The sequence below is a fragment of the Paenibacillus sp. BK033 genome, assembly GCF_004345425.1.
GTDB lineage: Bacteria > Bacillota > Bacilli > Paenibacillales > Paenibacillaceae > Pristimantibacillus.
This window is the reverse complement of the sequence record NZ_SLVP01000003.1, coordinates 490,527-514,711: the sequence shown is the minus strand read 5'-3', so window position 1 is coordinate 514,711 and position 24,185 is coordinate 490,527. Positions and strand designations below refer to the sequence as shown.

Below are 24,185 nucleotides of genomic sequence, written 5' to 3'. Positions count from 1 at the left end.
ATGCCGGGTAAAATAAGGCGGATTGAGCGGCCGGCAATGGTCTCGCCGCCGTTTTTCTAGTATACTTGTACAATGATTTTACGGCAGGGAGAGGGATTCGAAATGAAATCGTTAGTGCTTGCGGAAAAGCCAAGCGTCGCAAAAGAAATTGCGCGCGTTCTCGGCTGCGGCAGCAAAAATAAAAGCTATATGGAAGGCCCTAATTACGTGGTCACTTGGGCGCTTGGCCATCTGGTGACGCTTGCGGAGCCGGAGGATTACGATCCGAAATACAAAACCTGGAACCTGGAGGACCTTCCTCTGCTTCCGGGAAAGATGAACCTGAAGGTGATGCGAGAGACGTCGCATCAATACAAGGCGGTTGCGCAGCTGTGCAAGCGCCCGGATATCGGCGAGCTGATCATCGCAACCGATGCGGGGAGGGAAGGCGAGCTGGTAGCCCGGTGGATTATGGAGCTGGTTTACTGGCGCAAACCGTTCAAGCGGCTGTGGATTTCGTCCCAGACGGACAAAGCGATCAAGGACGGTTTTAAGGCGCTTAAGCCTGGACAGCAATACAACAATTTGTACGCATCGGCCGTCTGCCGGGCGGAGGCGGACTGGCTGATCGGCCTGAACGTCACGAGGGCGCTTACGGTGAAGTACAATGCCCAGCTTGCGGCAGGCCGCGTGCAGACGCCAACGCTTGGCGCGCTGATCGACCGGGAGAAGGAGATTAACCAATTCCAATCGCAGCCGTATTGGACGGTTTCGGCGGATCTCGGAGCCTTCCAGGCGCTGTGGCGCCAGAACGACAATCATGACGGCAGAGTGTGGGACAGAAGCGAAGCGGACGCCGTAGTCTCACGTCTGCAGGGGAAGAATGCCAAGGTCGACAAGCTTCGGACAACCCAGAAGTCCGAGCCGCATCCGCAGGCTTTCGATTTGACCGAGCTGCAGAGGGAAGCGAACAAACGTCTCGGTTTCTCTGCGAAAATGACGTCCAATGTCCTGCAGAAGCTGTACGAGCAGCATAAGCTCGTTACTTACCCGCGTACGGACTCCCGTTATTTGTCGAGCGATATCGTGCCAACGCTTAAAGGACGCCTGGAGAGCGTTGCGGTGGGGCCGTATGCGCCGCTTGCCCGCAAGCTGCTCCGAGGTCAGCTGACCGTGACGAAACGCTTCGTGGACGACAGCAAGGTCAGCGATCACCATGCGATTATTCCGACCGATGAATACGTAAATTTATCGGCTCTCGGCAATGACGAGCGCAAGCTGTACGATCTGATCGTGCGGCGCTTTATTTCGTTATTTTACCCGCCGTATACGTATGACGAGACAAGCGTCGTGCTGACGGTTGGTCAAGACAAGCTGTATGCGAAGGGCAAAGTCCAGAGGGATATCGGCTGGAAAGAGCTGTACGGCGGCAGCGACGCCAGATTTGCCGCGGACGAGGACGATGAAGAGGAGGACGGCCGCGGCGAGGACAAGAGTACGCCGGAGCAGCTGCTGCCGGCGCTTGTCCAAGGACAAGCCGTTCCGGTCAAGCAGAGCCGCCTGAAGGAGCTGCGCACGCTCCCTCCGGCGCGTTATACGGAAGCCTCCTTGCTCTCGAAGATGGAGAAGCATGGGCTTGGTACGCCGGCCACCCGCGCGGATATTATCGAGAAGCTGCTGTCTACCGATACGATTGAGCGGACCCAGAACCGTCTAGTTCCGACAGGCAAAGGCAAGCAGCTGATCGAGCTGGTTGTCGACGAGCTGCGCAGCCCGGAGCTGACGGCGAAGTGGGAGCGGGAGCTTGAGCTTATCGCGCACGGCAAAGGAGACGCCAAGCGGTTCATGGCGGGGATCCGGGAGCAGGCTGACAAATGGGTTACGGCGGTCAAGAATGAGACGAAGGAATACAAGCCGCATAACTTGACCCATTCGCGCTGCCCGGAATGCGGCAAGCTGCTGATGGAAGTGAAGGGCAAGCGGGGCAAATCGCTTGTCTGCTCCGACCGCGAATGCAGCTACCGCCGCCAGGCGGAGCCTGCGTTGTCCAATAAGCGCTGTCCGCAATGCCACAAGAAGATGGAAATTCATAACGGCAAGGCAGGCAAATACGCGCAGTGCAGACCGTGCAACGTTATAGAGATGCTGGGCGACAAGCAAGGCGGAAGAATCAACAAGCATCAGCAGAAGAAGATGATTGAGCAGTACAGCGATAATGTATCGCTGTCCAATAGTCTCGCCGACGCGCTGAAAGCCGCAATGAATAAACAAGATAACGACTAACGAAAAGAGGGAGTGCCAATAAGCGGCACTCCCTCTTTTTTGCTCGGACAATCATCCAAGAGACAACCGTTCCTCCTTCATATGCTATTAATAGGAAAGGAGATTGATAGCATGGAAGAACAACTTGGCCGGCCAGTCCCCGACAAATGGGCAAAGCAGGCGGCTCTTCTCGCCGATCCTTTTATTGCCCCGCATATTCCGCCAACGAAGCTATACAATGCCGGCAACTTAAGAAGCATGCTCGGCAAGCATCAAACGGTTGTTATCAAGCCCGTTATCGGCACTGGCGGACACGGCGTTATTAAGGTGTCGAAGACAAGCGTAGGCTACAGCTTTACCTCCCATTCGACAACGCATTCTTATGCCAGCTTTGAAGCGCTTAAGTCGGCACTCGACAAGAAACGCAAAAATCGCCCTTATCTGATTCAGAAAGGTATCCGGCTCGCCAAGGTTGGCGGCCGCCCGATTGATTACAGGGTCAAGTATGTAAAGACCGAAACGGGCTGGGTATACCGTTCGATGGTAGGAAGAATCGCCAAGCCGGGGTTGTTCGTAACCAACCTGTGCCAAGGCGGCACGATGGTTACGGCGGCAGAAGGAATCCGCCGATCCTTGTCTCCGGCTCTAGTGGGAGCGAAGAAGCAGAAAATGCGCGATTTGACCGTGACGTCAACGCGAATACTGGAGGAAAGGTTTCCGGGCGTTGGGCAGTTAGGGTTCGATTACGGCATTGACGTGAACGGCAAGATATGGATCTTTGAAGTAAATACGAGGCCGCGATAAGAAGAATAGGGCCGCTTATAAAACCCATTTGGGTTTGTTTTTTTTTCACGGGGAATCTACAAGCCTATGCACGGAATTTCAATATATTCCATTAATAGGGGGATGAATTTCGATTAAAGTTTTTTATCGCGTTTTGGTAAAAAAAGGCTGTGTATAAAAGTATCCACATAACCCACTGCGTTAAATCCTCATTTTTCGACTTGTATTCACATCTCATGCACAGCCTGTCCACAAGGTGATGTGTATAATGGGGGTCATTGTTGTAGGGAAAAGGGCATGTTACGATGGGGACAGCTCAGGAAACTTTAGGAAGAAAGGATGTGTCCAGGTATGGATCTGCTGTCAGACGAGCTGCTGGAAGACACCTACCTTGCCGCTATTCAGTACAAACTGGAAGACGATTTCATCCGAATGCTTCTGCTCGAGATGAAGCGAAGACAGCTTAACAAGGCTGCCGCCTCAAACGCTGTTTAACGAATCCATTTCTACTTCGGTAACGGCAGCCTCAACCGTCCGTTCACAGGACGAGCAGTATACGATATGCATGCAGTTTTTATTATCGGCCGATTGATTCCATGAAGTCATTTCCGTCTCAAGTGGCACGTAAGGTGCATAAGGACCAATCCAGTCTGTCATTCGGCCCCAATCTTCCATCGCTTGGCCACAATTGGAGCAGGCCGCATTCAGCGGCTGCATGCCATTGCATACAGGACAAAACATAAGGGTATCCTCCTTGGCTTGTGCAGATTGCCTGCACTTGAATGAAACGCCAACGTTAGGATACCCTTGTCATTTTTATTTTAGCACAATGAAATTCAAGTTCTTAAGTGTCATGACGTTCCGCCTTGTGCTACAGCTTCATGTTGCTGCTATGCCCCGGGGATAGCTTCGCGTCCGGATCAATATAGACCTTCGCGTTATTAATGGCGGTAGGGGCTTCTCCGAATCCAACGGCAATCAGCTTCAGCTTGCCCGGATAGGTCGTAATGTCCCCCGCGGCAAAAATGCCGCTGACGCTGGTCTCCATTCTCGTATCCACAACAATGGAGCCGCCTTGAATCTCAATGCCCCATTCGGCAATCGGGCCGAGAGAGGAGACAAAGCCGTAATTGACGATTACCGCATCTACATCGATCTCGGTTTGATCCTTCGTTTTGACATCCGTTAGCGTTACGCGGCTGATCCGGCCGTCCCCGTGGAGGGAGGTGATCTCTTTAGGAGTCTGCACGTTAACCTTCGAGTTCATCAGATTCTCTACGCTATGCTCATGCGCGCGGAACTTGTCGCGGCGGTGTACAAGCGTAACCGACTCCGCGATGGGCTCCAGCATCAGCGCCCAGTCAACGGCCGAATCGCCGCCGCCCGTGAGCAATACCTTTTGCCCCTTGAACCGGTTCAGATCCCCGACAAAATAATGAAGGTTGCTCTTCTCGTATTGCGCGGCTTCGGGCAGCTCCAGCTTGCGCGGCTCGAACGCGCCAACGCCGGCCGTAATAATAACGGCTTTTGCATAATGTACGGCTTTATTGGTAATGACTTCAAATAAACGTTCGCTCTGTTTGTTCACTTCAACGACTTTTTCTTCTAATAACACTTCCGGCTGAAAAAGACTGATTTGCTCAATTAACCGATCAACAAGCTCTTGGGCTGTAACTTTTGGAAACCCGGCCACGTCATATATGTACTTCTCCGGATAAAGGGCTGCTAGCTGACCGCCAAGCTGAGGCATGCTCTCGATAATTTTAACGGATGCCTGGCGCATTCCGCCATAAAAGGCTGCAAACAGGCCGGCAGGCCCGCCGCCAATAATGATAATATCTGCAAGGTTATTCGGCTGCTCTACGGATGACATGGAAAGCACCTCCAATATATTGATGATCTGCTTCCTATTATATGCCTGCCAATTCCAAGAAGGAAATATTTAATTTGTATGCTGCTCTAAAGTTTTTCGTATATTTTGCTCTTGAAGTTTAAGTAAAAACTATGTAATATTTCTGATGTATTGTATGTATGGCCCCGAATTTGGACAGTCAACAGTAGATAAATAAGACTGAAACGCATGTATTTAAGGCGTACGATCGGAGCGATAAATCGGACCAAAAAATGACACAATTCGCTGGGGTAGAAATATAAATCCAGCACGGATTGTGTAATTTTTCACAAACAAAAAGACACATAAACAAGCTAAGGAATGGATGGGATCATACGATGAGCAACATACCCAAAATTGTCATCTTAGGAGCTGGCTACGGTGGTGTGCTTACTGCGCTGCGGTTGCAAAAGGAGCTTAATTATAACGAGGCTGACGTCACTTTGGTGAATAAGCACGACTATCATTATATTACAACGCATTTGCATATGCCCGCTGCGGGAACGGATAATCCTGAGAATGCGCGCGTCAGCATCTCCAAGCTGATTGACGAATTCAAGATCGACTTCGTGAAATCGACAGTCGTGCAGATTCGTCCGCAGGACAAAAAGGTTATTCTTGAGGATGGAACTCTTTCGTATGATTATCTGGTCATCGGTCTTGGCGGCGAGCCGGAAACCTTTGGCATTCCCGGCCTTGGCGAATATGCAATGAATATTAGAAGCATCAACTCTGTCCGCCTGATCCGCGAGCATATCGAGTATCAATTCGCGCGCTTCAAGCGTGAACCGCACCGTACCGACTACCTGACCTTTATCGTAGGCGGGGCGGGCTTTACCGGCATCGAATTCATTGGCGAGCTGTCCGACCGTATCCCTGAGCTGTGCAAGCAGTTCGATGTCGATCCGGCACTCGTGAAAATGTACAATATTGAAGCGGCGCCAACCGCGCTTCCGGGCTTTGATCCCGAGCTCGTCGAGTACGCGATGGACGTATTGACGAAAAAGGGCGTAACATTCCGCATCGGAACGGCGATCAAAGAGTGCACGCCGGAAGGCGTCGTAGTTGGCGAAGGCGAAGAAATCAAATCGCAGACGGTTATTTGGACCGGCGGTATCCGCGGCAACCGTCTGATTGAGGATGCAGGCTTTGAAACGATGCGCGGACGCGTGAAAGTGGATGACAACCTGCGCGCTCCCGGCCATGAGAACATCTACATCGTCGGCGACAACTCCCTCATGTTTAATCCGGAGGGCCGCCCATACCCTCCAACCGCGCAAATCGCCATGCAGCAAGGCGTCGTATGCGCGCATAACCTGATTGCTTCGATCCGCAACCAGCCTTTGAAGGCCTTTGCCTTCAGCAACAAAGGCACGGTAGCGTCGCTGGGCAAAGGCGAAGCGATCGGTATCGCATTCGGCAAAAAGTACAAGGGCCGTACGGCTGCTTGGCTGAAAAAGTTGATCGACCTGCGCTATCTGTTCATTATCGGCGGTATTCCGCTTGTGCTGCGCAAAGGGAAGTTCCTGTAATGCGCCACGCAAGCGTGCAGGTCCGCGGATTATTGACCCGGGATGAGCTCGACCGCTACAATGCGTTGATGGAGGTCGGCTCGTTCCTCGAGTCCCAGCAGCGTTACGATCTGTCGTACACGGTGCAAAAAGAAGTGGATATTCTCATTCTGCCCGCGATCGAGCGGCTGAAAGAGAAAGGCCGCGAGCGCGACCGTGCGACCGAGCTCTATCTCGAGCAAAAACGTCTCGGCCTATTGGACGAGGACGACGAGGATTAATAAAAAGCTTTCGCTCCGGCGACAATGTCATTAAGTTAAGCTAACTTAATGACATTGCGCCTCGACGAAAGCTTTTTTGTGCCCGGAAGTTCATCCGACCCGCGACTTCGCTATCGATATCAGGGTTTGTTAGAAGTCCCCAAACCGCCATTTTGGAACAAATAGCGTTACGTAAGTTTCGTTTATCCACCCTAAATAACGCCACCGGAATCATCCGGTGGCGTTATCGATCTAAAAAATAGGTTAACGATGCCGTAGCAGCTCAAATGATTCTGGAGAAACGGAGTGCTCGCCTTTGTTCACGGATTCCAACCACCTATCAACCCTTTAATCAAAGAATCCGGGAACAACAGCGATCGGAAAAACATTTGACTGTGTAGGCTCGCTTGAACCTATTACAGCGACAGCATCGACTTAAACTTCTCGTCCGTCAGCAGATTCCCTACGAAGAACTCGCCAAAGTCGCCGTAACGCGCGCTGACTTCGTCAAAGCGCATCTCGTATACGAGCTTTTTGAACTGAAGCGCATCGTCGGCAAACAGCGTAACGCCCCATTCCCAATCATCGAAGCCGACGGAGCCGGTGATGATCTGTTTAACCTTGCCGGCATACTTGCGTCCGATCATGCCGTGGCTGCGCATCATGCCGCGGCGGTCCTCCATGCTCAGCATGTACCAGTTGTCGTTGCCCGAACGGCGTTTGTTCATCGGATAGAAGCAAATATGTCTCGCTTTCGGAAGGGATGGCTTCAAGCGTGCCACAACCTCCGGATTTTGCATCGGGTCGCTGCCCGGCGAATTGACGTAGTTGCTAAGCTCGACAACGCTCACGTACGAATGAGCCGGCTGCGTGAACTCGGCGAACAGCGTTTTGTTAAAAGCGGTTTCGATATCGTTCAGCTCTTCCAGCGTTTCGCGCAGGTGCATAAACACGAAATCGGCCTTTTGGCCAACAATGGAATAAACCGCCGTGCTGCCTTGCTTGTTCTCGTCAACGCTGCTCCATTCCTTCAGGAAGGATTGAAGCTCGTCGAGCGCCTGACTCCGTTCTTTATCGCTTGCAAGTCGCCATGCCGCCCAGTCCATCGAACGGAAATCATGCAGGGCGTACCAGCCTTCTAACGTAATGGCTACTTCACTCATGGGTAAATTCTCCTCTCGTCGCATTGCTTTTAACATTGTATCGTAAATAATTCGGCTAGAGCAAATGGCGGACTTGTGACAAATGGACATCTCCGATTGACTTCCTTATTTCCATTATTTAAACTGAGAAGCGAGACTTTCCATAAGGAGAAGAGGACATGCTTCAATTAATTGTAGCCACCGTGCTGTTCCTGGTCATGATGTTCGGCATCGGCTTTATACTTAACATGCTTCTCAAAACAACCTGGTTTCCTATTTATGTCTTTATCATCGTTTTGCTTCCGCTCGGCATCTGGTACACATGGAATGATTCAGAGTCGTTTGCGAAGAATTTTACGGATTTTACATATGTCGATGTTATTCCGGTTATCGGCGCCTTAGCCGGTGCTTATATCAGCGGATGGGCCATTCGCGCGTTGCGCCGCGGCGGTTACAAAATGTTCTAAATCATCTAACGGCTTTCGTTATTCCGAAGGGGATCGCGGAGCCGTTTTTCAATTCTAAGAAAAGGTTTAGTGTCCCCTTAAGCCGCGCTCCGTCAAGGTTAAGGGGCGCCTATTCCGCCTTGCACCTCATATTTCTAGTTTTGAATTCGTCCCCGGCCCTTCTTTTTATGTTAGAATAATAGAAAGTACCAATGAGATGGAGAGATGCAATTGCGCATCGGTAATCTACTGCAATACACAGAACATCACCGTTACTACATTTTTCGAGATTTTTCGCTAAGCAGCTTGGACTATAAAATGTTGTCGCTTATCTATCAGCCGATGATAGGCGCCTTTGCCATTGCGTTATACCAGCAGCTGTACCATGGCATTGCCGAAGGCACGTCCGGTTATTCCGCCATTGAACCGCAGCGCAAGCTGTTCCTTGGACTTGGACTGGACATGAACGAGCGCGGCAGAAAATATTTAATCGAGCAGGCATCGCGCCTGGAGGCGGTTGGACTGCTGCAGACCTCGCGGATAGGGCTGCCGGATCAGGCAGACGTCATTTACGAATACGAGCTGTCGCAGCCGCTGACGCCCGGGGAGTTTTTCCGCAATCAGCATTTGACGCTGCTGCTAACGGACAAGATCGGCAAATACGCGGTTATTTCGCTTCGCGAATCGTTTGGGGCGCAAGAACCGGACGAGCTGTCGCAGAAGCAGCTGAGCAAAGAAAATATTTCGGTGCCTTTCTATGAGCTGTTCCAGCTGAACACGCAGTCGGTGGATCAGGAGCTCGAGCAGGCTTTAACGGAAGTGGCGCCAACCCGTCAGGCTGCGCCTCGGGCACAGCTTGAGACGGCAGGCATTCCTTACGGGGAGATCATCCTTCGTTTCCCGCGCAATTCGGCGAACCGGAGTTATGTAGAGCGGATGCGCGGCAATTCCGAGCAGCTCGCGCAAGTCAATTATGTCGCTTACAAATACAATCTATCCGTCGCGGATATTTGCCGGCTATTGGATGAAGACGGCATTTTCGCTTCGAATGGCGAGCTGATCGTTGACGAGATTCAGCTGCGCGCGAACCAGCTGTACCGGCAGGATAAGAAGCGCGAAGGCGAACGGCAAAGAACGCTTGCCCGCGTACAGGCAGCAGCCGTTCAACCTAACGAGACGGAGGAAGAGCTCGTCGAGTTTGGGGTTCAGGAAGAGTATTACATGCTTGTGCCAAGCCAATTGGCGGGCAGATGCGACGTGCAGCAATATAATATGCTCATGCGGAATGAACCGCATACGCGGTTTTTGCAGCGGTTTTTCCCCGGAGCCGTACCGGACTGGATCGAAAGATCCTTTGAGCGGATCGATCTGAATTACAAGCTTCCCGCACCGGTAATCAACGTACTTATTCATTACGTGATAGGCATGAACGATGCGCAGCGCGTAACGAAAACATTCGTGGAGGCCGTTGTGTCCAACATGCTGGTGAAGCAGGTGGATACATTCGAGAAGGCTGTTCTTTACGTTAGAGAGCAGACTGAGGTGGAGGCCGACAAGGAACGCCGGAATGCCAGAGCGGCAGCCGGTCCGGGCGTGAGAGGGGCATCGCGCAACAGTCCGCGCGGGGGGACGTCCCGCAAGCCGTCTATTCCGATTGTACAGGATGAAGGAGCGGGCGATACGGCGATTTCGCCGGAGAAGTTGGAGCAAATGCGCAGGCTGGCCAGAAAGCTGGACGGCAAAGGTTAAACCATAAAGCGGGGTGAAAACGGATGGAATCGCTTGGTGAAATGTTAAAAGCATGGCCCGGCGGCAAGGCAATGACCGATCAAGCGGAACAAAAACTAGGAGAGCTTATGGCGGACCCTCTTGTTGAGCGTCTGTTCGTCAAGCACCCTGAGCTGAATGAACGCGCGATTCGGATGAATATGAACCGGGTCTATCAATACGTGAAAGAATTCCGGAATTGTTCGAACTGCCCGGGACTAAACAATTGCCCAAATGACTTTGAAGGCCATTATACATTGCTTTCTTGCGAGACGGTAAATGATCAGGTTCAATTGATTGACCGGAAGGTATCCTGCAAGAAGTTCCTCGCGCGTCGCAGCGAAGAACAGATCAAGAACCGGATCCGCAGCTTCTATGTGGACGAGACCGCGCTGAATAACGGCTATTCGGCCGATGAAATATTGTTCAACGATCCGAAGCGCACGGAAGCAGCCTATCAGATTCTGGCGTATATCGACAAGACGAAGGAAGAGGGGCTGCAGAAGGAAGGGTTGTACCTGGCCGGCAAGTTCGGCACGGGGAAGACGTTCCTCATGTGTTATCTGCTTCATGAGCTTGCGAAGGCGGGTTACTCGGGAGCTATCGTCTACATGCCGGAGTTCGTCGAAGATTTGAAGTCGATGATGCATGACCAGGCTAAGCTTCGCGAGACGGTAGAGATGATGAAGGAAACCGATCTGCTTATTTTTGACGATATCGGGGCCGAGAATCTGAATCCGTGGGTACGGGATCATGTTCTTGGTTCGATTCTGAATTACCGGATGAACCGGAAGCCTACCTTATATACTTCCAACTATGAGCTGGATGCCTTGGAGAGGCACTTCAGCTTTACCAGTAAGGACGGCGACGAGCAGTATAAAGGGGAACGCCTCATGAACCGGATCAAGCCGTACGTTCAGGTTGTTATGGTCACCGGCGAGAATAAGCGGGGACGCAAATGAGTGATACGAAAAAGAGGCTGCACATTTGTTCAAATGTGCAGCCTCTTTTTATGAACATACTTTAACTATTTACCGCGTTAATAACTTATAGTATACTCTCCTCAGGGGAGGTGAGAGAATGTTACATACTTGGAAAAATAAAGTTCAAGATGTACATCTATGGAAGTCGGAATCGGTGAGCAGAAATTCAGAATGAGCGATTAATAGACCTTACTAGTAAATTATGTAGGCGATGTAAACAGAATGCAATACTTATGTTCATAATAATCAGAAAAATTAAAAGATTTGAACAAATGGAAAGGCAGCGATGTTAAACAGACAGCATAGACTCGATTACGTTCAAATTAAAGGAGGAGATAGGATGATTACCCGAAAGAAATCCATGAAGTTTTTGTTCCTATTAAGTATTCTGGCAATCCTAATTGCAGGCTGTTCCAACAAGAATACCAATAACAGCTCCAATTCCCCTTCGCCTTCGGCAACAACGGCCGATGAATCGGCTTCTCCTTCCGCAGAACCTTCAGAGGATCCCAATACGCCTAAAGTAGGCGGTACGTTAACGGTAAGCACATTCTCCGACATTGTGTCGGTAAACCCGATTTTTGTGAATGATACGGCTTCCGGAGATATGCAATATTTGTTATTCGCCCAATTGTACGATCTTGACCGTGACGGTAACCTGGTCGTGCAGCCGTGGTCTCTCGCCGCTGAACTTCCGCAAATTTCGGAGGACAGCAAAACCTATACCGTAAAAATGAAAAATACGGCCAAATGGAGTGACGGTCAACCGATTACCGCAGATGATTTGGTCTTTACTATTAATACGATCATTAATCCAAAAGCCGGCGCGCCAGGCATCAGCACGTTTGACAAGGTTGGCAGCGTCGAGAAAATCGACGACTACACCGTCAAAATTACGCTGAAGCAAGTTTACGCGCCATTCCAATATTCGCTCATGCTTAATCCGGTGCCGAGCCACATTCTCAAGGACGTGAAGCCTGAGGATTTGCAGGCGAATCCGTACGGCAAAGACCCTGCCAAGACGGTTACCAGCGGACCTTGGAAATGGTCGGAGTGGAAAGCGGGCCAATACGTAAGCCTGGAAGCCGATCCGAATTATTGGGGCGAAGTAAAACCTAATATTCAAAAGGTCGTTTACAAAATTTACGCCGACCAAAATACGGAGGTTCAAGCGCTGATCAAAGGCGATGTGGATACAACGCTGGCCATTCCGATCACGCAGCTTGAGGCGGTTGAGAAAAACGACAAAATCAATGTCATTAAAGGATCTACCTCGACCTACGAATATATCAGCTTTAACTTTGACGCGAACAACTTCCCGGATAAATTCATTCCGTTCTCTTCGCAGAAGAGCCGTCAAGCCATTGCTTACGCGCTGAACCGCCAAGGCATGGTTGATAACGTTCTGAAAGGCACCGGGGCGCTGATGAACGCGCCATTCCTCCCAGGCTCCTGGTCGGATCCCGGCGACAAAGCCGTAAACTACAATTATGATGCCGAGAAGGCAAAAGCGCTGCTGGCCGATGACGGTTGGGTAGCCGGCAAAGACGGCATTCTGGAGAAAGACGGCCACCGTTTCTCCTTCGAGCTGCAATATAACGCGGGCAACAGCCGCCGCGAGGCGGTTGCTCAAATTATTCAACAGAACTTGAAGGACGTAGGCATTGAAGTAAAACCGACGGCTATTGATTTCGCAACCTGGATTGACCAGAATATTACGCCAGGCAAATACCCTGCCATTCTTCTAGGCTGGTCGCTTAGCAATCCGGATCCGGACGGCGAGAGCATTTTCTCGTCCAAATACTTCCCGCCAGCAGGACAAAACAGCGGCTGGTACAAAAACGATAAACTCGACAAGCTGTGGGTAGATGGCTACTCCGTTGTCGATCAAGCCAAACGGAAAGAAATTTACAATCAAATTGCGACTGAGATTTCGACGGATCTGCCATACGTATTCCTGTATCAATACGGTAACCCTCAAGGCATCGGACCTAAAGTGAAATACGCGGAAGAGGATGCGCCTGTACCAACGCAGCAAACCGGATACTTCTACCACATGATCAAATGGTGGCTGGCCGAATAAACGGCTTAATCAATCGTTTGCAGAAGAAGAGGGCTAGGCCCTCTTCTTCCTTGTAAACCATGTTGTTTAGGATTCCGCAAAAGATGCGGCAATTCTTAGGTTTATGCTTACGAAGTAGAATTGCCACAAGAGCAGTGGCAATTCTTTTAGGAGGATGGGCAAATGACCGAGTTTATTATTCGCCGAACACTTCAGTCCGTCTTGGTGCTATTCCTGATTACGCTCGTGACATTCGGGCTTATCCATGCCGCTCCGGGAGGACCGTTTCAAATCATGCTGGCGCCAGGCTTATCGCCGGAAGCCATGGAAATACAGGCACATAATATGGGTCTTGATAAGCCTCTTCCCATGCAATATTTAAGTTGGTTAGGCAATTTGCTGCAGGGCGACTTGGGTTATACCTTCAAGAATCATGTGCCGATTGGCGAGATTATTTGGCCAACCGTTAAAAACACGTTTATTCTGATGAGTGTCGCTTGGCTGCTGACGCTGATCATTGCTATTCCATGGGGGATCTACAACAGCACGAAGGAATACAGCCTCTCCGATCAAACGGCTTCCTTTATTTCGTATATTGGATTTGCGATGCCGACCTTCTGGTTCGGGATCATTCTTCAGCAGATCTTCTCGATAAAGCTGGACCTTCTGCCGCTGGCCGATATGTATTCCATGGATAAAGAAGGTCAATTTGGCGACTTGATGCTGCATCTTGTTTTGCCGGTGACTGTTCTTACTCTCGGTTTTCTGGCTGCTTACGTGAAATATTCGCGTTCCAGCATGATGGAAGTGCTTAACCAGGATTATATCCGTACGGCACGGGCAAAAGGAGTGCAGGAAGGGAAAGTCATCTACAAACATGCTCTGCGCAATGCGCTTATTCCGATTATTACGATTATTGCGCTTGACCTGCCGCTGCTCGTTGCCGGCGCAGCTATAACCGAGAGTGTCTTCAATTGGCCGGGAATGGGCCGTTTATTCGTTCAGATGGCGGTTGCGCGCGAATACTCCGTTCTTATGGCAATAACTCTTTTGACGGCTGTTATTGTCATTTTCGGTAATTTGCTCGCCGACTTGTTGTATGCCGTCGTTGATCCGCGCGTGCAGCTTGGCAAGAGAGGGGGAAGGTCGGCATGAGCGAAGCCAATATGCAAACCTCCGCGGTTATCCCGCCTGTTGAAGTAAAGGCGATTAAGCCGCTTAAGCGTCCTCCCGGGCCTTGGCGTACGGCCTGGTCCAAATTCAGACGCAATCCTTATGCGATAACCGGTCTGGTTGTCCTTCTGGTTTTTATATTGGGAGGAGCGTTCGCGCCTTGGCTTACGAAATACGATCCGGCAAAAATCGATATGATGTTTGTTAACGTAAAAGCGGGTACGGACGGACATTTGCTAGGTACAGACGAGCTCGGCCGGGACATCTTCGCGAGATTGCTCTATAGCGCCCGGATTTCTTTGATGGTGGGATTTTCGGTAGCTGCCGGATCTGTCATTATCGGGGCCGTCATTGGATCTATATCCGGTTTTTTCGGCGGATTTATCGATACCTGCTTTATGCGGCTTGTAGACGTGATGAATTCGATTCCGTTATTGTTCCTTAATATTCTGGTGCTTGCGATCTTTGGCACGGAATTCCGTTACATGATTATCGTTCTGATTCTAACCAGCTGGATGAGCGTGGCGCGGCTTGTACGAGGAATGTTCCTGCAGCTTCGGGAGATGCAGTACGTAGAAGCGGCAAGGGCCATCGGGGTTTCGAATCTCGGCATTATTTTCAAACATTTGCTCCGCAACGCCAGCTTTCCGATTATCGTAAACGCAACCTTAATGGTGGGGTCAGCGATTTTGAGCGAATCGGCATTATCGTATCTCGGCTTAGGCATTCAAGCGCCAAAAACAAGCTGGGGGCTGATGCTGAGCAACGCGCAGGAATTTATGCTTGTTGACCCGCTCCAGGCCGTCTACCCCGGCGTTTGCATTCTTCTAGTTGTGCTTGCCGTGAATTTTATAGGTGACGGCATTCAGGACTCTTTAAATCCCCGGCAGAAAATGTCCGAGAGGAGGATCGACAGATGGCGGAAAAGCTTCTTGAAATCGAAAATTTAACGGCCGGATTTCTGACGGTGGGCGGTACGGTTAAAGCAACCGAGAATCTGTCGATCTCCATAGAAAAAGGGAAAACCGTATGTCTGGTTGGAGAGTCGGGCAGCGGCAAAAGCGTCACTTCATTGGCCGTCATGCGGCTGATTGATTATAACGGCGGCGCGATATTGGAAGGCAGCATTAAATTCCAAGGTGAGGATCTGGCGAAAAAGAGTCAGGACGAAATGATCCGGATCCGGGGCAACAAAATCGCAATGATCTTCCAGGACCCGATGTCCTCTCTCAATCCGGTCTATACCGTAGGAGACCAGATCGCCGAGAGCATTATGCTTCACCGGAAAAAAGGGAAGAAGGAAGCCCGTAAAATGGCGGTTGACATGCTGCGACTGGTTGGCATCCCGGCTCCCGAAATTCGGGTGAAGCAATATCCGCATGAGCTGTCCGGCGGGATGTGCCAGCGGGTTGTAATCGCGATAGCCCTAGCGTGCGATCCCAGCCTGCTTATCGCAGACGAGCCAACCACGGCTCTGGACGTTACGGTTCAAGCTCAAATTCTCGACCTGCTCCGCAGCCTGCAAAAGGAGCTTGGCATGTCGATTCTGCTTATTACGCATGACATGGGCGTTGCCGCCGAGATGGCAGACCGCATAGCGGTTATGTACGCCGGCATTATCGTGGAGGAGGGCAGCGCAAACGAAATATTCGCGCGTCCAAGCCACCCTTATACGGAAGGCCTTCTCAATTCAGTGCCGGGCCTCGATGGCGCGCGCGGTGAAGAATTATATACGATCCGGGGCAATATCCCCGGGTTAAGCCAGCTCCCCGAGGGCTGCCGCTTCCATCCGCGCTGCCCGTATGCGAAGGAGATTTGCAGGGAGAAGGCGCCGCCGGCTATGGCCGTAACCGAAGATCATTACGCTTCCTGCTGGATGTACATGGAGGAAGGCGGAGCAGCTGTTTGGAAAAATGAATCGAACCCCGAGGTGAGCCGATGAACGCGGAATATGTACTGGAGCTGCGCGGAGTCAAAAAATATTTTCCGATTCGGTCGGGTCTTCTTAACCGGGTAGTCGGCCAGGTCAAAGCGGTGGATGACGTGACGCTGTCCATCCGCAAAGGCGAGACGTTTGGGCTCGTTGGCGAGTCGGGTTGCGGCAAATCGACGCTTGGCCGGGTTGTGCTTAATCTTCATAAGGCGACGGAAGGCGAAGTTAGCTTCAATGGAACGGATGTCCAGAAGCTGGCGGGTTCGGAGCTGCGCCGATTGCGCAAGCAGATGCAGATTATTTTCCAGGATCCGTTCGGATCGCTGAATCCGCGGTTTCTGGTAAAGGATATTATAGGAGAGCCGCTGCGGCTGCACGAGAGGATGACGGAACGCGAGATCGACAGTCGCGTCGTCGAGCTGATGGAGCTAGTTGGCTTGGATGCTACGCGCCGCAACCGGTATCCGAACGAGTTCTCCGGCGGCCAGCGGCAGCGGATCGGCATTGCTAGGGCTATCGCGCTGAATCCCGAGTTTATTGTCGCGGACGAAGCGGTATCCGCCCTCGACGTATCGGTGCAGTCGCAGGTTATTAACCTGCTGATGAAGCTGCAGCGGGAGCTTGGATTAACCTTTCTTTTTATTGCCCATGGTCTTAACGTGGTGAGGCATATCTCCGACCGGGTAGGCGTTATGTATCTGGGGAAAATCGTCGAGATCGCGCCAACGGAAGAACTGTTCGCCAAGCCGCTCCATCCGTATACGGCAGCTCTTTTATCGGCTATTCCAAGACCGGACCCGACGCGGAAGCGGGAGAGAATCGTACTGCAGGGCGATGTGCCGTCGCCGGCTAATCCGCCGTCCGGCTGCCGTTTCCATCCGCGCTGCCCGGCTGCGCAAGCCAAATGCAGCGTTGAAGAACCGCTGCTCAAGGAGCGGGAGGATGGAAGGCAAATCGCCTGCCATTTTCCGCTGGATGCGGCTTCAATTCAATAACGCAGCACAAAGCCGGGCTTTCAGCCCGGCTTTGTTGCGTCTTCGTTTATAAGTTTGCCTTATATAGTCAATAAATAATTTCCAATTTTCTATTGACAGATGATTGGGCGGACTGGTAATATTCATCCATAACCAACTAAACAGGTAGGAATAATATTATCTACCCGGACCACCGGATGCTAACCATTATTCGTCTGTCAATAAAAATAGGGGTGTGTTGACAATGAAGAGATTAGCTATTATCCGATCGTTTGTACTTATTCTTACTTTTACGCTGGCGCTCGCAGCATGCGGCAATAACTCCAACTCCAATTCAAATTCCTCGAACAGTGGAAATAAAGAAACTCCTGCAGCCTCCAATGCGGGCACTGCATCGGAAGCTCCAACCGAAAAGCCCAAAGATGTTGAACTTTTGAACGTATCATACGATCCAACCCGTGAGCTCTACGTTAAATACAACGAAGCATTCTCGAAATATTGGCTGGACAAAACAGGCCAAAAGGTTACCGTTAAGCAATCCCATGGCGGTTCCGGCGCTCAAGCCCGCGCTGTAATTGACGGTCTGGATGCCGATGTTGTAACGCTGGCGCTTGGTTACGATATCGACGCTCTTGTCGCTCCGGGCCTTATCAATCAGGACTGGCAAACCAAATTTGAACATAACAGCGCGCCATATACATCCACAATCGTATTCCTTGTGCGCAAAGGCAATCCAAAAGGCATTAACGACTGGGGCGATCTGATCAAGGACGGCGTGCAAGTCATTACGCCAAATCCGAAAACATCAGGCGGTGCGCGCTGGAACTACCTCGCGGCTTGGGGTTACGCGCTCAAACAGAACAATAACGACGAAGCAAAAGCGCAAGAGTTCGTACAGCAATTGTATAAACATGTTCCCGTACTTGACTCCGGTGCACGCGGCGCTACAACTACGTTCGTAGAGAAAGGCATTGGCGACGTGCTGCTTGCTTGGGAGAATGAAGCCTACCTGTCCGTGAAAGAGCTTGGTCCGGATAAGTTCGACATCGTATATCCTTCGCTCAGCATTAAAGCGGAGCCTCCTGTTGCAGTCGTTGACAAAGTGGTAGACAAACGCGGCACGCGAGATGTAGCTACAGCTTACCTGCAATACCTGTACTCCGATGAAGGCCAAGAAATTGCGGCGCAAAATTACTACCGTCCAATCAACGAAACGATTGCAGCGAAATACAAAGACCAATTCAAAGACCTTGAACTGATTACCATCGATGACTTCGGCGGCTGGAAAACCGCTCAAGAGAAACACTTTAATGACGGCGGCATCTTCGATAAGATTTACACGCCAGGCTCGAAATAATGAGGGTGACCATAGATGAACGGAGCTGACTTCACATGAAAGGTTCCAAAAGGAAGTCCAAAAACGTATTGCCGGGCTTTGGCTTGTCGATGGGCTTCACAATCGCTTACCTCAGCTTGATCGTTCTTATCCCTCTCGCCGGTGTGTTTGTGAAAACAACCGGCCTGAGCTGGAACGAATTCTGGGCGATTATTACGAATCCAAGGGTAATCGCTTCCTACCGGATCAGCTTTACCACATCTTTTTTCGCCGCGCTAACGAATCTCGTATTCGGGCTGCTGGTCGCCTGGGTGCTTGTCCGGTACCGCTTCCCGGGCAAAAAAATTATCGACAGCCTCGTCGATTTGCCGTTCGCTCTACCGACGGCGGTTGCCGGTATTGCGCTGACCGCAATCTACGCACCAAATGGCTGGGTAGGCTCGATTCTCGCGCCGCTGGGGCTGAAGGTTGCTTATACGCAGCTTGGCATTACGATTGCACTCATTTTTATCGGAATTCCTTTTGTTGTCCGGACGGTACAGCCTGTCCTGCAGGACTTTGAGAAAGAAACCGAGGAAGCGGCGGTTATGCTTGGCGCCTATCGGCTGCGGACATTCTGGAAGGTTATTTTGCCGGAGCTGATGCCGGCGCTCTTAACCGGGTTCGCGCTTGCATTCGCACGGGGGATCGGGGAATATGGCTCTGTCGTGTTCATCTCGGGCAACATGCCGATGAGAACGGAAATCGCTCCTCTCCTCATTATGACGAAGCTGGAACAATTCGATTATAAAGGGGCAACGGCGATTGCGCTGGTTATGCTTATTGTCTCGTTCCTGCTTCTGCTGCTTATCAACTTCATGCAATGGCGGATTAATCGCCGCACGATAGCGGATTAGGGGAGGGATTATCATGGCTGGAGCAGTTACCGCGCACTTGTCGCAGGAAGCGTCGAAGAGACCGAGGCATATTACCGAGTCGGCTGGCGTAAAATGGACTTTAATCAGCATCGCCGTGTTATTTCTGGGGCTGGCCGTTGCGATGCCTCTTGTCTCGGTATTTATCGAAGCCTTCAAGAAGGGCTTTGATGTATACAAAGCGGCAATCACCGATCCGGATGCCTTATCCGCTTTGCGATTAACCTTGCTAGTAGCGCTAATTGCCGTACCGCTAAACGCGGTGTTCGGTATAGCGGCGGCATGGGCAATCAGCAAGTTCCGCTTCCGGGGGAAAAATTTTCTTATCACTTTAATCGATTTGCCGTTTGCCGTCTCGCCGGTTATTTCCGGACTTATCTATATTTTAATGTTTGGCGCGCAGGGCTTTTTTGGCCCTTGGCTTGACGAGCATGATATTAAGATCGTTTTTGCGCTTCCGGGTATCGTATTGGCCACCATCTTCGTTACCGTTCCGTTTGTAGCCCGCGAGTTAATTCCGCTCATGCAGGCGCAAGGCGTGCAGGAAGAGGAAGCCGCAGCTAGTCTTGGGGCAAAAGGCTGGCAGATTTTCTGGCGCATCACGCTTCCGAATATCAAATGGGGCCTGCTGTATGGCGTGATTCTATCCAACGCCCGAGCGATGGGGGAGTTTGGCGCCGTATCCGTCGTATCCGGCCATATTCGTGGGGAGACAAATACGCTTCCGCTGCATATCGAAATTTTGTATAACGAATATCAGTTCTCTGCTTCCTTTGCCGTAGCATCCCTGCTTGTGATGCTGGCCGTCCTGACTCTGCTGGTGAAGGCTTTGTTCGAATGGAAAACGAATCAAAACGCATCGCGCGAACAAGCCGAGTAAATTTTTTTTGAAACTAATGCCGAGTAAATCGGTTGATTATGGAGGGGTTAATAATGGCAAAACCGTTGGAAGTAGATCAGTTGTGGTTGGACCGTATCCTTGAGCAAGTTAATGGGCTGCAGTATGGTTCTGTCAATATTACCGTACATGATGGACGTATTGTTCAAATCGACCGTACTGAACGCACACGTTACGATCAGCCTTCCCACAAGCAGGCGCAGCCCGAGCAAAAGGCTGCTAACGGCGATAATCTTCGTGCCGTCGCTCAATAAGAATAAAGCGAAAAAGCTCCGTACCGGATATCCGGTACGGAGCTTTTCTTGTTTGTGGTTACGAGATGATGAATTTAATGATGACGGCTGCAGCGAAAAAGACGGTCATAAAGCCGAGCATTCCGCCAAAGCCGTTCATAACGTCCATCAAGTCGTGGCGCGGTTCTTCGTTCACATGTTCGCGCGGATCACGTACATTTTCCATTAGTGGATTACGCCTCCCTTGAAGACCATTCAAGCTTCTAATAGTATACCCAACTTTACGAATAATTGTAAAGCAATTCATTGACAATTATTAAGCGAAACATGCGTTCGATATGCTAAAATAAAGGAATAGATAAACAGCGCTAAGCCGGTGTTTTGGAAGTAAGAATCACCTCAATGGCCAAGGTTGGGCCATTTGTGTGGTGATTCTGAGCTTATGCTTACGAAGCAAGAATCACCCCAATTGCCAAGGTTCGGCCATTTGTATGGTAATTCTGAGCTTATGCTTACGAAGTAAGAATTACCCCAATTGCCAAGGTCCGGCCATTTGTATGGTAATTCTTTTCAGGAGGGACAATATGGATCAGCAACAACAGAATACAGCTGTCAGCAGGGCAGAAGCCGAAGAGCTCATCCGCAACAAATTAGCGCTGCTTCCAGACCAGCCCGGCTGTTATTTAATGAAGAACGGGGAAGGCACGATTATATATGTAGGCAAAGCGAAAGTGCTGAAAAACCGCGTCCGTTCCTACTTTAACGGCAGCCACAACGGGAAGACGCAGCGGCTCGTATCGGAAATCCGGGACTTTGACTATATTATTACCTCGAGCAATATGGAAGCACTCATTCTCGAATGCAATCTGATCAAGCAATATCATCCAAGGTATAACGTCCTTCTGAAGGACGACAAAACTTTTCCATATATTAAAATCACGAATGAAAAACATCCGCGTCTAGAGGTTACGCGGCGCGTCGTCAAGGACAAAGGCAAATATTTCGGGCCTTATCCGAATGCCTACGCGGCCCAGCAGACCAAGAAGCTGCTGGACCGGCTTTATCCGCTGCGCAAATGCGGGACGCTGCCCGATAAAGTCTGCTTGTATTATCATATCGGCCAATGTATTGCTCCTTGCGAATACGAGGTGGAGCAGGGCCAGTACGACGCAATGATCCAGGAGATCACCAAATTTCTTAACGGCGGCCATGATGCGGTAAAAACGGAAATTCAGCGTAAGATGGAGGCGGCGGCCGAAGAGCTAAATTTCGAACGTGCCAAGGAATATCGCGATCAGATCATCAGCATTGACGCTGTTATCGAGAAGCAGAAGATTACGATGAACGATGCCCTCGATCGCGATATCTTTGGTTACGCGGTAGAGAAGGGCTGGATGTGCGTACAGATTCTGTACATGCGCCAAGGGAAAATGATTGAACGGCGCGGCACAACGTTTCCTTATTATGGGGATGAGTACGATGATTTTATGACGTTCGTGACCCAATATTACAGCGATAATCCGGCATTGCCGAAGCAGATCTTGCTTCCGCTCCCGGCAGAAGAGGAAGAAGGGGCGGCGGAATCGTCCACGGCCGCGGATGAGTTTGCTGCTATGCTGCATAACTGGCTGAAGGTGAAGGTGCTGATGCCGCAGCGCGGACGGAAAAGCGAAGCCGTATCCATGGCGATCGATAACGCCAAGATTGCGCTTGCCGATAAATTCCGCCTGATCGAGCGGGATGAAGAGAGAAGCATCCGCGCTTCGGAAGGATTAGCCGAATGGCTGGGACTCCCGGAGGTCCGGCGTATCGAGGCTTTTGATAACTCGAATATTCAAGGTACCAATCCGGTCTCGGCAATGGTTGTCTTTACGGATGGCAAGCCCGACAGGAAGGAATACCGCAAGTACAAGGTCAAGACCGTTGTTGGCGCCGATGATTACGAGACCATGCGCGAGGTTGTGCGGCGCCGTTATGAAAGAATGCTGAAGGAGCAGCAGACCCCTCCGGATCTCATCGTAGTCGACGGGGGCAAGGGGCAAATTTCCGCAGCACTTGATATTCTCCAAAACGAGCTCGGATTGTATATTCCGGTTTGCGGACTCGTAAAGGATGCGAAGCATAAGACGGCCCAATTGATGACCGGCGACCCGCCGGAAGTGGTGCCGTTGCCGCGCGACAGCCAGGAATTTTATTTGCTGCAGCGGATTCAGGATGAAGTCCACCGGTTTGCGATCTCCTTCCACCGCGAACAGCGCGGCAAGTCAATGATCGCTTCCCAGCTGGATGCGATTCCGGGGATCGGGGAGAAGCGCCGCAAGCTGCTGCTCAAGCATTTTGGCTCGATCAAGAAGATTAAGGAAGCTTCCATCGAAGAATTTAAGCCTCTTTCGATTGGCGAGAAGCTGGCTTCGCAAATTTTAGTTGCTTTAAACGAAGAGGTAAAAGAAAAAGAAACGGAATGAATTTTTCATCCCGTTTCTTTTTTTTATTCATTAATTGCCTTTGCTTTTATCTTTGCCCTTGCCTTTTTTGCCCGATTTGTTCTCCGCTCCGGCTTCGGTTGCCGCGCCTGCGCTGCGTCCGCCGCCAGGACTTTGGTTGCCGCCGGTGCGGTTGCCGCCGCCAGGGCTTTGGTTGCCGCCGGTGCGGTTGCCGCCGCCAGGGCTTTGATTGCCGCCGGTGCGGTTGCCGCCGCCAGGGCTTTGATTGCCGCCAGTGCGGTTGCCGCCGCCAGGGCTTTGATTGCCGCCAGTGCGGTTGCCGCCGCCTTGGCTTTGGTTACCGCCGGTACGATTGCTGCCGCCAGGGCTTTGATTGCCGCCGGTGCGGTTGCCGCCGCCAGGGCTTTGATTGCCGCCAGTGCGGTTGCCAAGGCTCTTGTTAGCTGCATCGGGGTTTTGTTTTTGATGCTTCTCGTTATTATTGTTTTTGTTTTTGTTTGGCAAATCTATCACTCCTCTTAAACGTAGTACTAGATTATATGAAGGATGATAGATTTGCGTCTGTACGAAAGTGGATATAAATGCGAAATGGTTCCTTGTCCGGTGCTTTTAAAGAGCGATGCTCGTAATTTTGTTCAGCGGGACATAAACGAGGTAAGTGGTTTTGTAGTTGAAGGCAGAGAATGTAGCATGCCCGTTCTTAAAGCCAGCCCATTTCGCTTTATCCAGATCCTTTCCGTTATCCAACGTAACGCGGTGAATAACTTGTCCGAGCGACAGCTTGCTAAGGATGCCATAAGCATATTCAGCATAACTTTTTCCGTTTGATTTTTCTTCCTTTTTATACGGAATTACTGAATTGTCGCTGCAGCCCGAAGATTTGTGCTCGCATTTGCAGCCATTTGATTTGTGTGAATAGCCGTACGATTTTTTGCTTGAAGACTTGTGTTCATGGCAATCGTTTTTCTTGCCGCCCGATGTGTTCTTTTTCCCGGACGATTTGTGACGGCCGCTTGACTTTTTGCCCGACGACTGTTTCTCACAGCATTTACTGCCTGAGCTCTGTTTGCGGTCATAACCGCTGATTCTTGCAATCAATCCTATCACACTCCATATATTGGTATAATAGATTATATTAAGGTGGACAGGATTCCTCTTGGACAAAATGACCGTTTCTATTAAATGGGCTCTTTG

The 24,185-nt window shown here is 50.8% G+C and carries 24 protein-coding genes; 18 read left to right on the top strand and 6 right to left on the bottom strand.

Annotated elements, in window-relative coordinates:
- Positions 1-102 precede the first annotated feature (102 nt).
- From EV294_RS14470 to sda, 3 genes are all read left to right on the top strand, one after another.
- On the top strand, positions 103-2,262 hold the full coding sequence (locus tag EV294_RS14470) for a DNA topoisomerase III (protein WP_132307880.1): 2,160 nt from the start codon (positions 103-105) through the stop codon (positions 2,260-2,262).
- A gap of 111 nt (positions 2,263-2,373) precedes the next feature.
- Entirely contained in the window at positions 2,374-3,045 is a 672-nt protein-coding gene (locus EV294_RS14465; RefSeq protein WP_132307878.1) for a YheC/YheD family protein, read from the top strand.
- 330 nt (positions 3,046-3,375) lie between these two features.
- Complete coding sequence (sda, locus tag EV294_RS14460) at positions 3,376-3,519, top strand: sporulation histidine kinase inhibitor Sda (protein ID WP_132307876.1); 144 nt, start codon at positions 3,376-3,378, stop codon at positions 3,517-3,519.
- Here sda and EV294_RS14455 read toward each other — a convergent pair.
- Complete coding sequence (locus EV294_RS14455) at positions 3,505-3,765, bottom strand: hypothetical protein (protein ID WP_132307874.1); 261 nt, start codon at positions 3,763-3,765, stop codon at positions 3,505-3,507. The genes sda and EV294_RS14455 overlap by 15 nt on opposite strands.
- Positions 3,766-3,895: 130 nt before the next feature.
- A complete protein-coding gene (locus EV294_RS14450) occupies positions 3,896-4,897 on the bottom strand; it encodes an NAD(P)/FAD-dependent oxidoreductase (protein ID WP_132307872.1) in 1,002 nt (333 codons plus the stop codon).
- Between the two features lie 356 nt (positions 4,898-5,253).
- Between EV294_RS14450 and EV294_RS14445 the strand changes: the two genes are divergently transcribed.
- Both EV294_RS14445 and EV294_RS14440 read left to right on the top strand, forming a co-directional pair.
- The gene (locus EV294_RS14445) at positions 5,254-6,447 is read left to right on the top strand and encodes an NAD(P)/FAD-dependent oxidoreductase (RefSeq protein WP_132307870.1); all 1,194 of its coding nucleotides are present in this window, start codon (positions 5,254-5,256) and stop codon (positions 6,445-6,447) included.
- Complete coding sequence (locus tag EV294_RS14440; protein ID WP_132307868.1) at positions 6,447-6,707, top strand: hypothetical protein; 261 nt, start codon at positions 6,447-6,449, stop codon at positions 6,705-6,707. The genes EV294_RS14445 and EV294_RS14440 overlap by 1 nt, the downstream gene beginning before the upstream one ends.
- A gap of 395 nt (positions 6,708-7,102) precedes the next feature.
- Here EV294_RS14440 and hemQ read toward each other — a convergent pair whose 3' ends face one another.
- Complete coding sequence (gene hemQ, locus EV294_RS14435; RefSeq protein WP_132307866.1) at positions 7,103-7,849, bottom strand: hydrogen peroxide-dependent heme synthase; 747 nt, start codon at positions 7,847-7,849, stop codon at positions 7,103-7,105.
- 158 nt (positions 7,850-8,007) lie between these two features.
- Here hemQ and EV294_RS14430 point away from each other — a divergent pair, with 158 nt between their 5' ends.
- The 12 genes from EV294_RS14430 to EV294_RS14375 all read left to right on the top strand — a co-directional run bounded on the left by EV294_RS14430 (position 8,008) and on the right by EV294_RS14375 (position 20,568).
- Positions 8,008-8,295 carry a YuiB family protein gene (locus EV294_RS14430; RefSeq protein ID WP_132307864.1) on the top strand — a complete coding sequence of 96 codons (288 nt, stop codon included), beginning with the start codon at positions 8,008-8,010 and terminating at the stop codon, positions 8,293-8,295.
- A gap of 210 nt (positions 8,296-8,505) precedes the next feature.
- The gene (locus EV294_RS14425) at positions 8,506-10,023 is read left to right on the top strand and encodes a replication initiation and membrane attachment family protein (protein ID WP_132307862.1); all 1,518 of its coding nucleotides are present in this window, start codon (positions 8,506-8,508) and stop codon (positions 10,021-10,023) included.
- Positions 10,024-10,046: 23 nt separating this feature from the next.
- Positions 10,047-11,003, top strand: a complete 957-nt coding sequence (dnaI, locus tag EV294_RS14420; RefSeq protein WP_132307860.1) for a primosomal protein DnaI — start codon at positions 10,047-10,049, stop codon at positions 11,001-11,003.
- Positions 11,004-11,364: 361 nt separating this feature from the next.
- Complete coding sequence (locus EV294_RS14415) at positions 11,365-13,107, top strand: ABC transporter substrate-binding protein (protein WP_132307858.1); 1,743 nt, start codon at positions 11,365-11,367, stop codon at positions 13,105-13,107.
- 162 nt (positions 13,108-13,269) lie between these two features.
- The gene (locus tag EV294_RS14410) at positions 13,270-14,241 is read left to right on the top strand and encodes an ABC transporter permease (RefSeq protein ID WP_132307856.1); all 972 of its coding nucleotides are present in this window, start codon (positions 13,270-13,272) and stop codon (positions 14,239-14,241) included.
- The gene (locus EV294_RS14405; RefSeq protein WP_132307854.1) at positions 14,238-15,209 is read left to right on the top strand and encodes an ABC transporter permease; all 972 of its coding nucleotides are present in this window, start codon (positions 14,238-14,240) and stop codon (positions 15,207-15,209) included. The genes EV294_RS14410 and EV294_RS14405 overlap by 4 nt, the downstream gene beginning before the upstream one ends.
- On the top strand, positions 15,176-16,201 hold the full coding sequence (locus EV294_RS14400) for an ABC transporter ATP-binding protein (RefSeq protein ID WP_132307852.1): 1,026 nt from the start codon (positions 15,176-15,178) through the stop codon (positions 16,199-16,201). The genes EV294_RS14405 and EV294_RS14400 overlap by 34 nt, the downstream gene beginning before the upstream one ends.
- Positions 16,198-17,187, top strand: coding sequence for an ABC transporter ATP-binding protein (locus EV294_RS14395; RefSeq protein WP_132307850.1), 990 nt, complete (start codon positions 16,198-16,200; stop codon positions 17,185-17,187). Before EV294_RS14400 ends, EV294_RS14395 begins: the two co-directional genes overlap by 4 nt.
- 223 nt (positions 17,188-17,410) lie before the next feature.
- A complete protein-coding gene (locus tag EV294_RS14390) occupies positions 17,411-18,523 on the top strand; it encodes a sulfate ABC transporter substrate-binding protein (protein WP_132307848.1) in 1,113 nt (370 codons plus the stop codon).
- 35 nt (positions 18,524-18,558) lie between these two features.
- The gene (cysT, locus tag EV294_RS14385) at positions 18,559-19,398 is read left to right on the top strand and encodes a sulfate ABC transporter permease subunit CysT (protein ID WP_015846372.1); all 840 of its coding nucleotides are present in this window, start codon (positions 18,559-18,561) and stop codon (positions 19,396-19,398) included.
- Positions 19,399-19,411: 13 nt separating this feature from the next.
- The gene (gene cysW / locus EV294_RS14380) at positions 19,412-20,296 is read left to right on the top strand and encodes a sulfate ABC transporter permease subunit CysW (RefSeq protein WP_132307846.1); all 885 of its coding nucleotides are present in this window, start codon (positions 19,412-19,414) and stop codon (positions 20,294-20,296) included.
- A gap of 53 nt (positions 20,297-20,349) precedes the next feature.
- A complete protein-coding gene (locus EV294_RS14375) occupies positions 20,350-20,568 on the top strand; it encodes a YezD family protein (protein WP_127493128.1) in 219 nt (72 codons plus the stop codon).
- Positions 20,569-20,626: 58 nt separating this feature from the next.
- Here the strand turns inward: EV294_RS14375 and EV294_RS14370 are convergent, their stop codons facing one another.
- Positions 20,627-20,773, bottom strand: a complete 147-nt coding sequence (locus EV294_RS14370; RefSeq protein ID WP_132307844.1) for a YqzM family protein — start codon at positions 20,771-20,773, stop codon at positions 20,627-20,629.
- A 358-nt stretch (positions 20,774-21,131) separates the two neighbouring features.
- Here EV294_RS14370 and uvrC point away from each other — a divergent pair, with 358 nt between their 5' ends.
- On the top strand, positions 21,132-23,012 hold the full coding sequence (uvrC, locus tag EV294_RS14365; protein ID WP_132307842.1) for an excinuclease ABC subunit UvrC: 1,881 nt from the start codon (positions 21,132-21,134) through the stop codon (positions 23,010-23,012).
- A 30-nt stretch (positions 23,013-23,042) separates the two neighbouring features.
- Here uvrC and EV294_RS30530 read toward each other — a convergent pair whose 3' ends face one another.
- Entirely contained in the window at positions 23,043-23,495 is a 453-nt protein-coding gene (locus EV294_RS30530; protein ID WP_207918147.1) for a hypothetical protein, read from the bottom strand.
- A 105-nt stretch (positions 23,496-23,600) separates the two neighbouring features.
- Positions 23,601-24,089, bottom strand: a complete 489-nt coding sequence (locus tag EV294_RS14355) for a hypothetical protein (RefSeq protein ID WP_132307840.1) — start codon at positions 24,087-24,089, stop codon at positions 23,601-23,603.
- Positions 24,090-24,185: the final 96 nt, after the last annotated feature.